At 40.9% G+C, this 15,554-nt stretch carries 12 protein-coding genes; 8 read left to right on the top strand and 4 right to left on the bottom strand.

What is annotated here, in order from left to right; all coding sequences use genetic code 11:
• The first annotated feature begins 26 nt into the window (after nt 1–26).
• From ptsP to AAC000_RS12385, 5 genes are all read left to right on the top strand, one after another.
• Nucleotides 27–2,315: a phosphoenolpyruvate--protein phosphotransferase gene (gene ptsP / locus AAC000_RS12405; protein WP_339723106.1), complete on the top strand. Its 2,289-nt coding sequence runs from the start codon at nt 27–29 to the stop codon at nt 2,313–2,315.
• Nucleotides 2,316–2,343: 28 nt separating this feature from the next.
• Nucleotides 2,344–3,177 (top strand): thymidylate synthase, encoded by an 834-nt coding sequence (locus tag AAC000_RS12400; protein ID WP_339723105.1) that lies wholly within the window; start codon nt 2,344–2,346, stop codon nt 3,175–3,177.
• A 41-nt stretch (nt 3,178–3,218) separates the two neighbouring features.
• Nucleotides 3,219–4,235, top strand: coding sequence for a response regulator (locus AAC000_RS12395; RefSeq protein ID WP_339723104.1), 1,017 nt, complete (start codon nt 3,219–3,221; stop codon nt 4,233–4,235).
• A gap of 11 nt (nt 4,236–4,246) precedes the next feature.
• Nucleotides 4,247–5,200, top strand: a complete 954-nt coding sequence (locus AAC000_RS12390; protein WP_339723103.1) for a GGDEF domain-containing protein — start codon at nt 4,247–4,249, stop codon at nt 5,198–5,200.
• Nucleotides 5,201–5,264: 64 nt separating this feature from the next.
• Nucleotides 5,265–6,530: an AmpG family muropeptide MFS transporter gene (locus tag AAC000_RS12385; RefSeq protein ID WP_339723102.1), complete on the top strand. Its 1,266-nt coding sequence runs from the start codon at nt 5,265–5,267 to the stop codon at nt 6,528–6,530.
• Here the strand turns inward: AAC000_RS12385 and AAC000_RS12380 are convergent.
• Nucleotides 6,527–6,793, bottom strand: a complete 267-nt coding sequence (locus AAC000_RS12380; RefSeq protein WP_339723101.1) for a hypothetical protein — start codon at nt 6,791–6,793, stop codon at nt 6,527–6,529. The genes AAC000_RS12385 and AAC000_RS12380 overlap by 4 nt on opposite strands.
• 205 nt (nt 6,794–6,998) lie before the next feature.
• Nucleotides 6,999–7,937, bottom strand: a complete 939-nt coding sequence (locus tag AAC000_RS12375; protein ID WP_339723100.1) for a DUF3530 family protein — start codon at nt 7,935–7,937, stop codon at nt 6,999–7,001.
• Nucleotides 7,938–8,032: 95 nt separating this feature from the next.
• Here AAC000_RS12375 and AAC000_RS12370 point away from each other — a divergent pair, with 95 nt between their 5' ends.
• Nucleotides 8,033–8,596 carry a GNAT family N-acetyltransferase gene (locus AAC000_RS12370; protein WP_339723099.1) on the top strand — a complete coding sequence of 188 codons (564 nt, stop codon included), beginning with the start codon at nt 8,033–8,035 and terminating at the stop codon, nt 8,594–8,596.
• A gap of 18 nt (nt 8,597–8,614) precedes the next feature.
• Here the strand turns inward: AAC000_RS12370 and AAC000_RS12365 are convergent, their stop codons facing one another.
• Together AAC000_RS12365 and rapA are read right to left on the bottom strand one after the other, a co-directional pair.
• Entirely contained in the window at nt 8,615–9,271 is a 657-nt protein-coding gene (locus AAC000_RS12365) for an RluA family pseudouridine synthase (protein WP_339723098.1), read from the bottom strand.
• Between the two features lie 10 nt (nt 9,272–9,281).
• Nucleotides 9,282–12,116 (bottom strand): RNA polymerase-associated protein RapA, encoded by a 2,835-nt coding sequence (rapA, locus tag AAC000_RS12360; RefSeq protein ID WP_339723097.1) that lies wholly within the window; start codon nt 12,114–12,116, stop codon nt 9,282–9,284.
• 248 nt (nt 12,117–12,364) lie between these two features.
• On the opposite strand from rapA, the gene AAC000_RS12355 reads away from it, so the two are divergent.
• Nucleotides 12,365–13,762 carry a PhoH family protein gene (locus AAC000_RS12355; RefSeq protein WP_339723096.1) on the top strand — a complete coding sequence of 466 codons (1,398 nt, stop codon included), beginning with the start codon at nt 12,365–12,367 and terminating at the stop codon, nt 13,760–13,762.
• Nucleotides 13,763–14,062: 300 nt separating this feature from the next.
• Nucleotides 14,063–15,547, top strand: coding sequence for a mannitol dehydrogenase family protein (locus tag AAC000_RS12350; RefSeq protein ID WP_339723095.1), 1,485 nt, complete (start codon nt 14,063–14,065; stop codon nt 15,545–15,547).
• Nucleotides 15,548–15,554 lie beyond the last annotated feature (7 nt).

The following is a 15,554-nucleotide window of genomic DNA, read 5'->3' as shown; positions in this document are numbered from 1 at the left end:
ATGAATATGAGAGACAAACCAGTCTTATGCTAACTACGCTTAAACGTATCGTTCAAGAAGTGAATCAAATTCCTGTATTTGATGATGCGTTGAGCTGTTTGGCAAATAGATTAATAGAAGCGTTAAAAGTCGACTCATGTAGTATTTATTTAGCTGATTACGAGCAGCAACATTTTATGTTGGTGGCAACTAAAGGGTTAGCTAAAGCTGCTGTAGGCCAAGTTTCTGTTGGTTTTTCTGAAGGTTTGGTTGGTTTAATAGGGCAACGTGAAGAACCGCTTAATATAAGCGATGCGCAAAGACACCCTCGCTTTAAACACTATCCAGAAGTACAAGAAGACAATTACCACGCCTTCTTAGGTGCGCCGATCATTCATCAGCGCAAAGTCTTGGGGGTATTAACCCTGCAACAAAAGCGAAAAAGACGCTTTAGTGAAGACGAAGAGGCTTTCTTAGTCACACTTGCGATGCAATTGGCCGTAGAAATTGCCAACGCTAAAGCGCGCGGGTCGATTAATCTTTTGCAAGACAATATTCCCAAAGACTGGCAAAAGTCTCTAAAAGGTGTGCCTGGCTCTTCAGGGTTAGCCAGTGGTGTGGGTTATTTACAAAACATGATGGTGAGCATTCACAGTCATGTGCCTAAGCGCAGCGAAAATCATGACGTGCAAGTACAAAATTATCGTCATGCGGTAAAACAAACCCAAGCAGATATGGCTGTATTATCAGAGCGTATGCAAGGTGAAGTACCGGACGATGTGCGTGCCATTTTTCAGCTTTATTATCACTTACTCGATGCAAACAGCTTAGGGCGCGACGTTGAGAAAGAAATTAAATCTGGATGGGATGCCGCGACGTCATTAAAAATGGTGGTAGAAAACTATATTCGTCAATTCCAAGCCATGAACGATCCTTACATGCGTGAACGTGCTGTAGATGTCGAAGATATGGGCAATAGGGTGTTGGCTAATATATTAGGGATGACAGCAGTCAAAGATGAAAAACGTGAGATCCCTGAACACGCCATTTTGATTGCTGAAGAAGTGACTGCTGTAATGTTGGCAGAGTTTCCCAAAGAAAAACTCGTGGCCATAGTGTCTATGCGTGGTTCAAATAACTCCCATGCGGCTATTATGGCAAGAGCTATGGGTGTGCCAGCAGTCATGGGGCTGAGCAATGTACCCATTGCTTTATTGCACGATAAAGAAATTTTACTCGACGGCTACACTGGAGATGTAATTGTTTCGCCCAATGTCACCATTAGGCGAGAATTTGACCAGCTATTGCTTGAAGAGCAATTATTATCTGAGCGTATCCACTCTGAAGATTCGTTGCCCGCCATCACTACCGACAATTGCGAAATGCGATTGTTTACGAATGCAGGTTTGTCACTGGAAACAGAAAAAAATGATAATCCGTATTCCGATGGTGTTGGCCTGTTCCGTACCGAAATACCCTTTATGATGCGCGAACGTTTCCCTACAGAACATGAGCAAGTAGAGTTATACCGAGGCTTACTCGAAGCTGAACCCAATAAACCTTTTACCATGCGTACCTTAGATGTAGGGGGCGATAAACCTTTACCTTATTTCCCTATTTCTGAAGAGAATCCTTTTCTTGGTTGGCGTGGAATTCGTTTAACCTTAGATCATCCGGAAATTTTACTCGTTCAAATTCGAGCAATGCTAAGAGCCAGTATTGGTCTGCAGAATTTAAGCATTATGTTACCAATGATCACCTCTGTAAGTGAAGTGAGTGAAGCTAAACGCCTTATTCGGCAAGCGTTTCATGAAGTTGAAGAAGAGGCCAACGAACAGGGCGAAATCCTACATATGCCTAAAATAGGGGTGATGTTGGAAGTGCCGGCTGTGCTATATCAATTACCACAGCTATCTAAAATTGTTGATTTTTTCTCTGTGGGCAGTAACGACTTAACCCAATACTTATTAGCAGTAGACCGCAATAATGCACGTGTAGCTGATTTGTATGACAGTTATCATCCTGCGGTGCTCAGTGCTTTACATACTATTGCCAAACATTCTGACTTACTGCAAGTACCTGTCACCGTATGCGGTGAATTAGCAGGAGAACCAGGTGGTGTAGTGTTATTGCTGGCAATGGGGTATCGAAAACTGAGTATGAACAATCACAATTTACTGAAAGTAAAGTGGGTCATTCGCAATATTCATCGCGGCAGTGCTGAGCAATTGTTGGCTAAAGTTTTAACTTTAAATAATCCTAAAGACGTACGTGAAGAAATAAACCTTTATCTTGAATCAGTTGGTCTAGGCGGTTTAATGCGCGCCGGTATATAAATTTTAAAGTATTAAGAGATTAAGAAGAATGCAGCAATATTTACAGCTAATGCGACATGTATTAGATACAGGTGTTAAGAAAGAAGATCGTACCGGAACAGGCACACTCAGCGTGTTTGGTTATCAGATGCGTTTTGACCTAAACGCAGGTTTTCCTTTGGTTACGACTAAAAAGTGTCACTTGCGATCCATTATTCACGAATTGTTGTGGTTTTTAAAAGGTGAAACAAATATCGCTTACCTGACTGAAAACAATGTGAAAATATGGGACGGCTGGGCCACAGATGCCGGTGAGTTGGGGCCAGTTTATGGTAAACAGTGGCGTAGCTGGGAAGGTGCGGATGGACAAGTTATTGATCAGATCAGCGAATTAGTTGAGCAAATCAAAAATAACCCAGATTCAAGACGACTAATTGTCAGTGCTTGGAACCCAGCTGTATTACCCGATACCTCTTTTTCGCCGAAAGAAAATGCAGAACAAGGCAGGCAAGCTCTACCTCCCTGTCATACTATGTTCCAGTTTTATGTTTTGGAAGGAAAGTTATCTTGTCAGTTATACCAACGCAGCGGTGATATATTTTTGGGGGTGCCATTCAATATTGCTAGTTATGCTTTATTGACTATGATGTTGGCGCAAGTTTGTGAACTTGAACTTGGGGATTTTATTCATACCTTAGGTGATGCTCATTTATATTTAAACCATTTGGAACAAGCTAATTTACAGCTAACTCGGCAACCATATGCCTTGCCGAAAATGAAAATCAATCCTAGTATTACTGATATCTTTGCTTTTGAAATCAATGATTTCGAATTACAAGACTATCAGGCACATGACCACATAAAAGCGCCGGTGGCCATTTAAATTTTGCGTTAGGCAGACCAAAATCAGGTGATAATGCCCTTATGACTACTCCTGTACTTATTTGTGATGATTCGAGTTTTGCACGTAAACAAATGCAAAGATCAATTCCAGATGGATGGGACGTTGAAATAAATTTTGCAGAACATGGACAGCAAGCATTGGAGTTGATCCGAGCTGGTAAAGCGGATGTTATGTTTCTTGATTTAAACATGCCTGTGATGGATGGCTACCAGACCATGCAAGCAATCAAGGATGAAGATTTACCCACTATGGTGATAGTGGTTTCTGGGGACGTACAGCCAGAGGCTCGGCAGCGAATGTTAGCATTGGGTGCGTTAGAGTTTATTCGCAAGCCGACTGACAATGCTAAGCTAGTAGAAATCCTAACTCAATTTGGCCTCTATTCAGGTGAAGCTTCAGCCACGAAACGTGCTGAAGACGTAATACCCACCACAAAAAGTTCTCAAGTAGAAAAACTGGATGCTTACCGCGAAATGGCCAATGTGGCCATGGGGCAAGCTGGTGAAAGCCTTGCTAAGTTGTTAGGTGAGTTTATAGATTTACCTATTCCGAATGTCAATTTGATTACCAATACTGAACTACATATGGCGATAGCTGATATACAACGAAATGAAAGTGTATCTGCTGTTTCTCAAGGTTTTATTAGTGCCGGTATTAATGGTGAAGCCTTGGTGATTTTCAACGACTCTAATTTTAGTAATATGGTTAAATTATTAAAATACTCAGACGATACAAATAGTCAATCCTTAGAGCTGGAGGCATTGATGGATGTCTCAAATATTTTGATTGGTGCTTGCCTAAGAGCACTTTCGGAGCAGCTGCATTCAGTATTTAGCCATAACCATCCCATCATTTTGGGTAGACACTGTGATTTGGATGATATCTTAAAAAATACCACCCATAGAAAAGAGGATATGTTAGCTATCGAAATTGCCTATTCGATTAAGAGCCAGAACATACACTTTGATTTATTGTTGTTATTTCCTAACAAATCTATCGATTTGGTATTCGATAAACTTGTAACCTCACATAATTAAGGTCCAATTTTATGGCAGTAGACAATAGTCTGGCGGAAATGCATTGGAAACATGATCTCCTTGGTTCGATTGAAGTGGGGATTGTGGTGCTGGATAAAGAGTTTAATGTGCAGGTATGGAACCAGTTTATGGAGAACCACAGCAGCATAGTGCCGGGGATGATCCAAGATAAAAATATTTTCGAGTTTTTTCCAGAAATTGATCAACAGTGGTTTACTCGTAAAGCCGCACCTGCGTTTTCTTTAAAAAGTCCGGTTTTTATTATTTGGGAACAACGGCCCTACTTATTTCATTTTGACTGTAATCGGCCTATCACGTCTCAAGCAAACCATATGTACCAAAATATTACGATTTTTCCATTGGCGTCATTGACCGGAGAAGTGGAGCAGGTATGTTTGGTCATATATGACGTGACAGATGAAGCAGTAACTCGATTGGATATGCAAATGCTCAACGCTCAGTTAGAAGAGCTTGGCAGAGTAGACGGTTTGACAGGACTTTATAACAGACGTTTCTGGGAAGAACAGTTTGTTATGGAATTCAAAAGATCTCTTCGCAGTGATAATCCATCGACACTGATTATGTTGGACATAGACCACTTTAAAAAGGTCAATGATACTTATGGTCATCCAGCAGGGGATGAAGTGATTAAAGCTTTGGCTGGCATTATTAAAAAAGCCACTCGTGAAACTGATATAGCGGGTCGTTATGGAGGTGAAGAATTTGCGATTCTTTTACCAGATACCCCTGTTGCTAATGTAGAATTCGTTTCCGAACGGATTCGCCGTTTAGTTGAAAAATGTGTAGTGGAATATGATGAGATAAATATTTCATTTACTGTCAGTATTGGCATTGCTGGTTTTGTGAAAACTCACAAAGACAGTACACAATGGTTGGACTCAGCCGATAAAGCTTTGTACAAAGCAAAAGAGTCCGGTAGAAATCGAGTTGTACTTGCAGTGTAAATCTATAAAGTGTCTACTAATTGCATGCGTCTTAAATAAAAACTAATAACAAAAGCGTGTTTTAATGTCTAACAAAACCTTCAAAGAAGCCATCCTTAATAAACGCATGTTAATATGCATCACAACAGGGTTTTCTTCTGGCTTACCTCTTTATTTACTTATTCAGTTTGTGCCTGCTTGGCTTCGATCTGCTGAGGTTGATCTGTCAACAATAGGATTGATCAATCTGGTTTTGTTTCCTTACACTTGGAAGTTTTTGTGGTCACCTGTAATGGACCGATTTGTGTTGCCATTTTTTGGACGGCGTCGCGGCTGGATGTTTGTCACACAAATTATGTTAATTGCGCTAATGAGTGCTTTATCTTTATTTGATCCTGCTACTGAACTTAGTCACATCATCTTGATTGTTTCGGCTATTTCTTTTTTCAGCGCAAGCCAAGATATTGTAATAGATGCTTACCGACGAGAAATATTGCCCGATGATGAATTAGGCGCTGGTAATGCTTTTTACGCACAAGCCTACCGTTTGTCGTCATTTGTGCCCGGTTCATTGGCGATGATATTAGCGGGCTTTTTTCCTTGGTCAGTGGCGCATTTGAGTATTGCTGTTTTTATGCTAGTAGGCTTAATTACTACTCTTATGATTAAAGAATCATCCAAACCCGGTGACGAGCCGCAAACAATGCGTATTGCCGTTATCGAGCCTTTCAAAGAGTTTTTTCAACGAGATGGTTGGCAACAAGCTGTGTGGATGTTGCTTTTTCTTATCTTATATAAGCTTGGGGACAGTATGGCTACGGCCTTGGAAACGCCATTTTTCATGGATATGGGTTTTTCAACTGTGGAAATTGGTTCTATAGCAAAAATATCCAAGACAATTGGCGCGACTGTCGGAACGGTCTTGGGTGGCCTAGCCATGGTTAAGTTAGGCATTAACCGAAGTTTATGGATTTTTGGTGTCTTTCAATTGGTATCCATATTGGGTTATGTGTTGCTCTCCGTTGTTGGATACAATCATTTTGTATTAGCAATTGCGAGCGGTTTTGAATACTTAGGTGTTGGCCTAGGTTCAGTAGCACTCATTGCCTACATGGCAAAATCTACCAATAAAAATTTCACCGCCACTCAGTTTGCGTTATTTTCTAGTATCGCGGTTATTCCTCGTACTTTTGTGAGTGCAGCTACGGGGTTTATAATAGAGTCTGTTGGATATACGCAGTTTTTTATTATTTGTTTTGTTTGTGCGTTGCCAGGTATGTTGATGTTACTTAAAATTGCACCTTGGAATAGTAAGCAGGAAGTTACAGCAGATGTAGAGCAGACTAACTAGGGTCTGATGCCAATACAGTCAAGAGGCATTGGATAGTTACCTTCACTTTCTAGGCAGTCTAAGCAGGTCTCTAGCTCACCTCTTAAATAGAGATCTTCAGTTAGTGCCCTTTTAGGCCAATAATGTACTTGATGTAATAAGTGCCAAAACACGTGTTCAGTGTTCTCGTAAGGTAGGTGTTTACCTTTTTTAATTTGTGTCCATTCTTCCATGGTATCCCAAAAAAACAAATCCAACTCTGAATAAGGAATTTTGTTTTGCAAAAATCCCCGGACAAAATATGCCAGTTGTTTGGACTTACGATGTACGAAATTACTCACTGTGGACACAAATATAAACCGTCTTATTTGAAGGTGACAATTGTACTCAAGTATAGCTAGAATTTTTATTTTTACAGCGAATAGACGTTTTTTTTAAAATTTGTACATGGTGAATAGGGTAACTTTGAGGCCTAACAACTCGGATCAACTACCAACCCATGCGGCTTATCCAGCCATAAATTTCTTTACTAATGTAATCACTTTGATGCAATGACGTATTAAAACCGAGCAATTCTCTTTGTCGATATTGCAGTTTTAGTGCTTTGATTGCTGCTATTTTTCTTTGTGCAACAGTCATTTGTGCCCATCCGTTATCCCAACCACTAAACAGGTCTAATACCGGCATTGGGGTGTTGGCAATCCAAAATGGAAGGCGTTGATTATGTTTTCTGTCTGGCCAAAAAGGGCTGATAGCCACAAATGCGTCAGGATTTTCTAATGTTTTCTCTGTATAAATTTTACTTAACCACGCGGCACTTGTACCTTTGCTGATGACTAATAAGAAGCCTGGGTATTCTTGGGCTTTTTCAGTGGCAGCCTGTAACAGAGCAACCAATTGTTGTTCGTGTTGTAAAAATGCGAGATTGTCTATTATGGTGACTGCAGATTTACTGATATCTAAAGTCTCTGGTAATTCAGCAGGATTAGGCTCTGGTGTTTCGGGGGGAGAAATGGTTTCTATTTCCGCCGCTATGTCCTCATTTTCTTCTATCGCGATAGACTCTTGTTGAATTGTAGGCATAAAACCAGAGTCTGGAGCAGGGAGCAAAATTGTGACCCAACCAATTTTGTTGAGTTCATTGGCTAATGCTGCGAATCCTTCAGAGCCCACTATGGGAATGCCGGTATCTGCAACCAACAACGCTACACCACGCGTAATGGCTGTTGTGTTTTCTTGCAACACGTAAATGACCGACTGCTCGTCTATTTCGAAACTTTGGTAAGTGTCAGCAAATAACCCACGCTGAATATCCAATCTTCTTAGTAATTGTTTATCAGGGGCCGCAAAACTTTGGGAACACAGTGCAGCGAGAACGAATAATAACAGAAATTTAATAACGATAATGACTCTGAATAAGTAACTCACATAGCTTATCGGAAACTATTAAGTAGTACTTTAATTTTGCACTCAACATTATTTCGTTAATAATGGCATAACTGCCATTTTTTATGTGAGGTTGGGTGACTATTTTAGCATTTCCAACAATTGAAACTCCGCGCTTATTACTCAATAGGCTCACAGCACAGGACCGCGAGTCTTTGTTTGCCATATTTTCCGATCCTAAAGTTGTCGAACATTATGATGTAGAGCGCTTCAAAACTATTGATGAAGCGGACCGACTGATAGAGTATTTTGACGCTAGGTTTGCTAGTAATACAGGGATACGTTGGGCTATACGTGATAAATCCACTGGTGAGTGTTTAGGTACCTGCGGTTTTACCAATTGGAACGAGTTTGATCACAGTGCAGTGCTAGGTTACGAGTTATCCAAGGATAATTGGGGTAAGGGGTACGCAACTGAAGCGGTGGCCAGTATTTTAAATTTTATCTTTGCCGACAGTTTTCATTTCTATGTGCATCGTGTAGAGGCACTTATTTTACCTAGCAATAAGCCGTCAGAAACATTAGTGAAAAGTTTGGGGTTTCGTTTTGAAGGAACTTTGCGTGGAAAATGCTACTGGAATAGTGATTTTCATGACATGAATATGTTTGGGCTATTGCGCAACGAACAACTTAAAAAATAAAACCGCGGATGTAGTTTTTTAAAAAGGCACGGGTGACTCAAAATGTAACTTTTGTTCGGTGACCGGATGTCTAAAGCTCAGAAACATAGCATGCAAGTTTAGCCTATTTGCCATACTTAATGCTTGGTCGTGGGCATACAGTCGGTCTCCTATAATAGGATGTTGCATACTTAACATATGTACTCTGAGTTGGTGTGAACGACCCGTAACAGGTTTGAGTTCCACTCTAGTAGAGTGACTATTTCGTTCAAGTACTCGCCAGTGAGTGAGGGCCTTTTTACCTCGTTCATGGTCTACCATTTGTTTTGGACGGTTTGGCCAATCGCAAATAAGAGGTAGATTTATCTCTCCTGCGTCTTGTTGTACTGTGCCAAACACAATGGCTTGATAGGTTTTAGCCGTTTCACGTAATTCAAACTGTTTGGAAATATGCCTATGGGCAGGCTTGTTTAAGGCCATCACCATTATGCCAGAAGTCGCCATGTCTAATCGATGAACTACTGTTGCCGTGGGAAACACTCTCTGTACACGAGTTTGTAAACTATCAGCATGCTCTTTAGCTTTGCCTGGGACACTTAACAAACCGCTGGGTTTATTAAGTACTACTATATCGTCATCCTGTGAAATGATGTCCATGTAAGGACTCGTTGGGGGGCTGTAATTAATCAGGGCCATCTGTCAGTGCCTATTTGGGATTGTTCACAATTAACCTGACGGCTTCGAGATTTAACTTAGCTTCGCCCATGATTTTTTCTAGACTTTCAATTTGATTCGCTACATGGGTAATTTCTTCATCCCGGATAGCGGGATTCGCTTTTTGTAGGCTTTGCAACCGGCTCAGTTCGGCACCTAACAATTCTTGCATCTGGCTGATGCGCTTAGTTTTTACCAATTGTAATTGCTGCTCGGCTTGCTGCTGTGCATTATCTAAACATTTCTCCAACTGGGTTTTTAATGCACTGACTAGTTGATTACCCATTTTCGGTAATACCGGTTCTAATTGAATGAATTGTTGGTGTACCAATTTTAAATTGGCATCAATACATATCTTAATCGGTGTTGGTGGTAAAAATCGTGACAGTTGTAAACCATGAGCGGCTTTTGCCGAAAGGACAAAAAGGCATTCTAGCCAATACGCACCAGCGGGCTTGCTTTTATCTCGACAAAAAGCAATCGAGCTTTTTCCTATGATGTCTGTGGTCAACATATCCATCGCATGATGAATCATGGGGTGATCCCAACTCAAGAAAGTCACGTGCTCCAATAGTGTTGCAGTGGTGCGCTCATAGGTAACAGTCATACCTTCTTCGTCCAAACCCGGAAGAGGGCTAATCATAGTTTCGGTAGGTCGCAATAGATAACAACTTTCACCATGGTCATCTTGTAACAAGCCAATGGCATCAAATAAACGAGTCATGAAGAGTTCAAGCTTAGGAGATTGTTCCGCTTGCAATATTTGCTCTAAAAGAGCATCTATTCGCCCTTTACCTGATGAATTAAGTTCCAGTAATTTGTCTCTACCTTGTTCAAGTTTTAGTTTGAGGGCTCGGTGCAAACTGGCTGTTTGATTGATTAACAGCTCTGATTGTTGAATATCTTTGGGTGCTTGGATGCAAGCATGCAGCAATTCTTGGGTTTCTTCATAAACAGTCATACCAGTTGGGCAAGTATGTTCAAACGCGCCCAATCCCTGATGATACCAATCGAGTAACACTTGTTGAGCTGTCATATCAAAATAAGGCACATGAATACAGACGTCGTGTTTTTGTCCGATACGATCCAGACGGCCTATACGTTGCTCTAAAAGATCCGGCACTAAAGGTAAATCAAACAAAATCAAGTGATGCGCAAATTGGAAATTACGTCCTTCACTGCCTATTTCACTACAAATTAACACTTGAGCGCCATCTTCAGACTGAGCAAAATAATTGGCCGCTCTGTCGCGCTCAACAATACCCATCCCTTCATGAAATACGGTTGAACGGGTGCCTGCTCTAACACGCAAAGCCTCAGATAATTGCAATGCTGTGCTGGCATTGGCACAAATCGTTAGGACTTTTTCACCCTTTAATGATTTTAATTGGCTAATAAACCAATCGACTCTAGGGTCAATATTTACCCAAGTATTGACTACATCTGAATGTCTTTCTGGGGTTAATTGTAATTGTAGGTTGTTTGGATCTTCCGACAGCAGCGAAGAATATTCAATGGGTTGAATTAATGAGTATGCATATAATTGTCTACTTGGAAAACCACTCACGCCAGCTCGACTGTTTCTAAATAACAACCGCCCTGTACCATGGCGATCTAATAAAGTGTGCAAGAGTTTGGTTTTTGTCTCTTGGCTGGAAACATTGATGTCTTGTAACATATCAGCGTCTGCAAACTGGCTGATCGCTTGTATATTGTCATCGCTAAGTTTTGCACCGCTAAGCAAGGGACCAATGGCGTTCGCCAATTGACTATATTGCCTTTCTTCAGCCACAAAACTTTGATAGTTATGAAAACGTGCCGGATCGAGTAAGCGAAGTCTAGCAAAGTGGCTTTCATGGCCGAGTTGGTCAGGCGTCGCAGTAAGAAGTAATACCCCTTTAGTGACATTCGCTAACCCTTCTATTACTTGGTACTGCTGTGAAGGTTGGCCCTCGGACCAAATTAAATGGTGGGCCTCATCTACCACCATTAAGTCCCACTGAGCCTCTAACGCTTGTTGATAATAACGGCTATTGTGGGTTAAAAAATCTAGACTGCAGATGATCAGTTGCTCTGCTTCAAATGGATTGCCTGAGTCTTCAGACATCGCTTCGCAGCGCTCTTCATCAAATACCGAAAACGCTAAGTTTACTCGGCGTAACATTTCTACTAACCATTGATGTACTAAACTCGATGGCACTACAATTAATACCCGTTGTGCTCTAGCAGTTAACAATTGCTGATGGATAATTAGCGCCGCTTCAATGGTTTTACCAAGGCCTACTTCGTCAGCCAATAAAACTCTCGGGGCGTGGCGTCTACCCACTTCTGAGGCAATATGTAATTGATGGGGTATTAGATCGACTCTTGCTCCTACAAAACCAAGCAACGCAGAGGTGCTGTGATCAAATTGATGAGAAAGGCATTGTTCACGTAAATCAAACCATTTGGGGTCGTCGAACTGGCCATTTAATAATCTCTGTTCTGGCTGATTGAGTTGGAAATGGTGATCAATGAAGGTTTCTTTTAAGGTGACAGCTTGGTGGTTATCAATTCGATGTCCAATATAAATAAGTTGACCATGTTTTTCTTGAACTTGTTCAACCAACAACTCCCAGCCTTCGTGACTTTTTACAGCATCGCCAATCACAAACTCAATTCTAGTCAATGGAGCAGTTTGGACAGCATAGACGCGGCTTTCGCCGGTTGCAGGGAATAATACTGTCACTGTGCGTGATTCAATTTGTACAATGGTACCTAGACCTAAATCAGTCTCTGTATCACTGAGCCAGCGTTGCCCTAAGGCAAAAATTTGTTGCTTAGCCATGGTCTTGTCCTTACTTATTGAATTGCTGCTTTTGATACTCGCCTCACGACGGTCCCGCCGTGAAGGGCGCGCATTGTAGCAAAAAATTTATCTAGTACTGTTTAAAAGTAGATGATTGTCTAGAGAAAGTGTTTTATTGTGGGCTCGTAAACCTGTAGTTAAGTTTGTTTGAGCACAAGTGTTTACTACTAGAGCGACAGCATGATTTAACTGGCAGGTTCTTTATCTAAGTCCTTCAGGAGCGCCGGATGCCAAGAAAAAAAGCACTAAGTTCAAAGATTTACGTTTTAGACACCAATATTCTCCTCCATGAACCACTCGCCTTTTTGTCCTTTAAAGAAAATGACGTTGTTGTTCCTATGACTGTGCTTGAAGAGCTGGACTACATTAAAGACAGCAAAAAAGATGTGGCAAGAGATGCCCGTGTTTCGATTCGAGCAATGGAGGATTTACTTCACGAAGCCACACCTGAAGAACTAATGCAGGGTGTGTCAATGCAAGGAATGGGTGCTGGAGACTCAGCTCCTACTGGTAGCCTTTCTATTTTTGTTGATCATGGCATGCCTGTCTCACAACAAGTTTTTACCAGTAACGAAAACGATAACCGCATTATTAATAGCGCGCTGTATTTACAAAAAGCGCAACATTCGAAACAGGTGGTATTGGTCACTAAAGATATCAACATGCGATTAAAAGCAAAGGGAGCTGGTTTGGCTCATGTTGAAGATTATCGTACCGACCAAATGGTCACAGACATCAAATATTTGTCGAAAGGGTTTCATCAGTTTACGGGAAATTTTTGGGATGAAGTGAAATCTGTAGATAGTCGAACAGAAGGCCGAGACACTATTCATACTATTGATCGTAAAGTATTACCAGAAGCCTATGTAAACGAATATTTATTAGATGAAAGCCAACATTTTGCTGGTTTAGTTGAGTCCGTCAATAGTGAGCATTTGGAGATTTTAGACCTAGGTTTCGAACGACTCATGGGGCGTAAAGCTTGGGGCATTACACCCAAAAATATTGGTCAGGCAATGGGATTGCACTCATTACTTGATCCCCATATTGATTTAGTGATCTTAACTGGGCCTGCTGGTAGCGGTAAGACACTTTTAGCTTTGGCTGCAGCACTTGAAATGGTCGTTGAGAGAAATATGTACGACAAAATTATTGTCACCAGAAGCACCCCTGAAATAGCTGAATCAATTGGCTTTTTGCCCGGTACCGAAGAAGAAAAAATGGCGCCTTGGCTTTCTGCCATTACTGATAGTTTAGAAGTGCTGCATAAAAATGATGAAAACGCGAAAGGCTCAATGAGTTACATCATGGAAAAAGCCAATATTCAGTTTAAATCAGTCAATTTTATGCGTGGTCGCAGTATTCAAAATGCCATTGTGATCCTCGATGAGTCACAAAATCTTACAGCTTCGCAACTAAAAACCATTATCACCCGCTGTGGAGAGGGAACTAAGTTAATTTGTAGTGGTAATTTGGCACAAATAGACAGTAATTACTTAAGCGCAGTCACATCAGGTTTAACCTACATAGTTGAGAAATTTAAGAATTTCTCTGGCAGCGCCACAATCAATTTAGATGGTGTCGTGCGCAGTAGGTTGGCAGAGTTTGCTGAAGAGCAACTTTAGGCATCGTTTTACTATTTTTAGCAGTAAAGTCATGTTCACTATGACAATGATGTTATTAATTTTTAAAGATTAACCTGAACTCGGAATAACTACTGGGTTACTTATTCCGAGTTCAGTCTTCAGCACCTCACTATTCGTACTTGCTTTTCATGTATTTTGAATATTTTTCTACCGTATCTAATCACTACGCAATATTGGTAAGGCCACTTGACGCTATTGTCTTTTTGGTTGTACCATCCCGTATTATTATTGAGCAAGGTTATTTGCTCCTCTATAACATTATTAAATAGCAGGCAGTATATGCAAGATAGCCCCAGGCAATTGAACCAAATATTTTTGCAATCTGAAGATTGTGTAAATAATAGTACAGATGTTATTTATCCCTCCTATAAGCGAGATGAGGTTAACATTGGTATTGTTCATTTAGGTTTGGGCGCTTTTCATCGCTCTCATCAAGCAATGTATACCGAGCAATTATTGAACCTGCAAGGGGGAGGTGATTGGGGAATATGTGCTGTTAGTTTTCGTAACCAAGCATTACAAGCTCAGTTAAACAAACAAGATTGTTTGTACACCACGGCTATTTTAGATGTAGAAGACAGTTTCCAAGTGGTAGGCGCAATTAAAGAAGTGTTAGTGGTCAAGACACAAGCGTCACTCGTTTTAGAGCGTATGGCAGCTGAAACAACTAAAATTGTTTCTTTAACGGTCACTGAGAAAGGTTATTGTTTAAATGCTCAGGGGGTTCTAGATGAGACACTGCCAGAAATCATTAACGATCTAGCGTCAATCGAACAACCGGGCTCTGCAATTGGATTAATAGTTGCTGCACTTAACTTGCGCTTTAAAAAAGGTATTAAGCCCTTTCATGTCATTGCCTGCGACAACTTGCCTGAAAACGGCCGAAAACTAAAATCTGCGGTTATTCAATTCGCTAGTAAAATCTCTGAGAATTTAGCGCAGTGGATTGATAAAGAAATCCACTTTCCGAATACCATGGTCGACAGTATTACTCCTAAAACCGAACAGGATACTGTGGACCTAATTAAAAATAAGCTCGGCTTAATTGATGAGGCACCTGTTCAAAGAGAGATGTTTGCTCAGTGGGTGATCGAAGCCTGTCCTAATATGGAACGCCCAGAATGGGAAAAAGTTGGCGTTATTTTTACACCTGATGTTGAATCTTTTGAAAATGCCAAGCTTAGAATTTTGAATGGCTTACATTCAGCACTTGCTTATATTGGATTATTGAGCGGATACGACACTGTTTACCAAGCTATTTCAGATGAAAAGATTAAAAGCTTTTTAGTGGCACTAGTGGATAACGAAATTATTCCTACCATAGACGCCCCCACAGGACTCAATTTGCAGGATTATTCTCGCGCTATTCTGGCGCGCTTTGAAAACCCTAAAATTAAACATTTGCTCAGCCAGATTGCCTGTGATGGCTCAATCAAAATTCCGGTGCGCACCTTGGCGCCAATTCAAAATAATATTGGGGCGGATAGAAGTATCCAGTCCTTATCTATGGTGGTGGCTGCTTGGATACATTTTATTCGTGTCAGTTATGTGAAAAAACAAGCGGTACATGATCCTAGAGCGACAGAATTATTGACAGCTGTGAGTCAGTTTCAAGGAAATAGTAACGAAGATGTGAGCAATTTTTTAGAGATTGATGGACTTCTACCTGACTCGTTAAAAAATAATGTCAGCTTTATTACCCCTATCCAAAAAGCCTATGCTGAGATAGCTAGCACTTTTAAGGAAAGTCCTTTCAACGCTTAATATTGAC

The organism is uncultured Paraglaciecola sp., from assembly GCF_963977085.1.
In the GTDB taxonomy this organism is placed as follows: domain Bacteria; phylum Pseudomonadota; class Gammaproteobacteria; order Enterobacterales; family Alteromonadaceae; genus Paraglaciecola.
This window is presented reverse-complemented; position numbering and strand designations above follow the sequence as displayed.

Coding starts and splice junctions, on each gene's coding strand:
- ptsP (WP_339723106.1), top strand. CDS start 27: ATGCTAACTACGCTTAAACGTATCGTTCAAGAAGTGAATCAAATTCCT.
- AAC000_RS12400 (WP_339723105.1), top strand. CDS start 2,344: ATGCAGCAATATTTACAGCTAATGCGACATGTATTAGATACAGGTGTT.
- AAC000_RS12395 (WP_339723104.1), top strand. CDS start 3,219: ATGACTACTCCTGTACTTATTTGTGATGATTCGAGTTTTGCACGTAAA.
- AAC000_RS12390 (WP_339723103.1), top strand. CDS start 4,247: ATGGCAGTAGACAATAGTCTGGCGGAAATGCATTGGAAACATGATCTC.
- AAC000_RS12385 (WP_339723102.1), top strand. CDS start 5,265: ATGTCTAACAAAACCTTCAAAGAAGCCATCCTTAATAAACGCATGTTA.
- AAC000_RS12365 (WP_339723098.1), bottom strand. CDS start 9,271: ATGGCCCTGATTAATTACAGCCCCCCAACGAGTCCTTACATGGACATC.
- rapA (WP_339723097.1), bottom strand. CDS start 12,116: ATGGCTAAGCAACAAATTTTTGCCTTAGGGCAACGCTGGCTCAGTGAT.
- AAC000_RS12355 (WP_339723096.1), top strand. CDS start 12,365: ATGCCAAGAAAAAAAGCACTAAGTTCAAAGATTTACGTTTTAGACACC.
- AAC000_RS12350 (WP_339723095.1), top strand. CDS start 14,063: ATGCAAGATAGCCCCAGGCAATTGAACCAAATATTTTTGCAATCTGAA.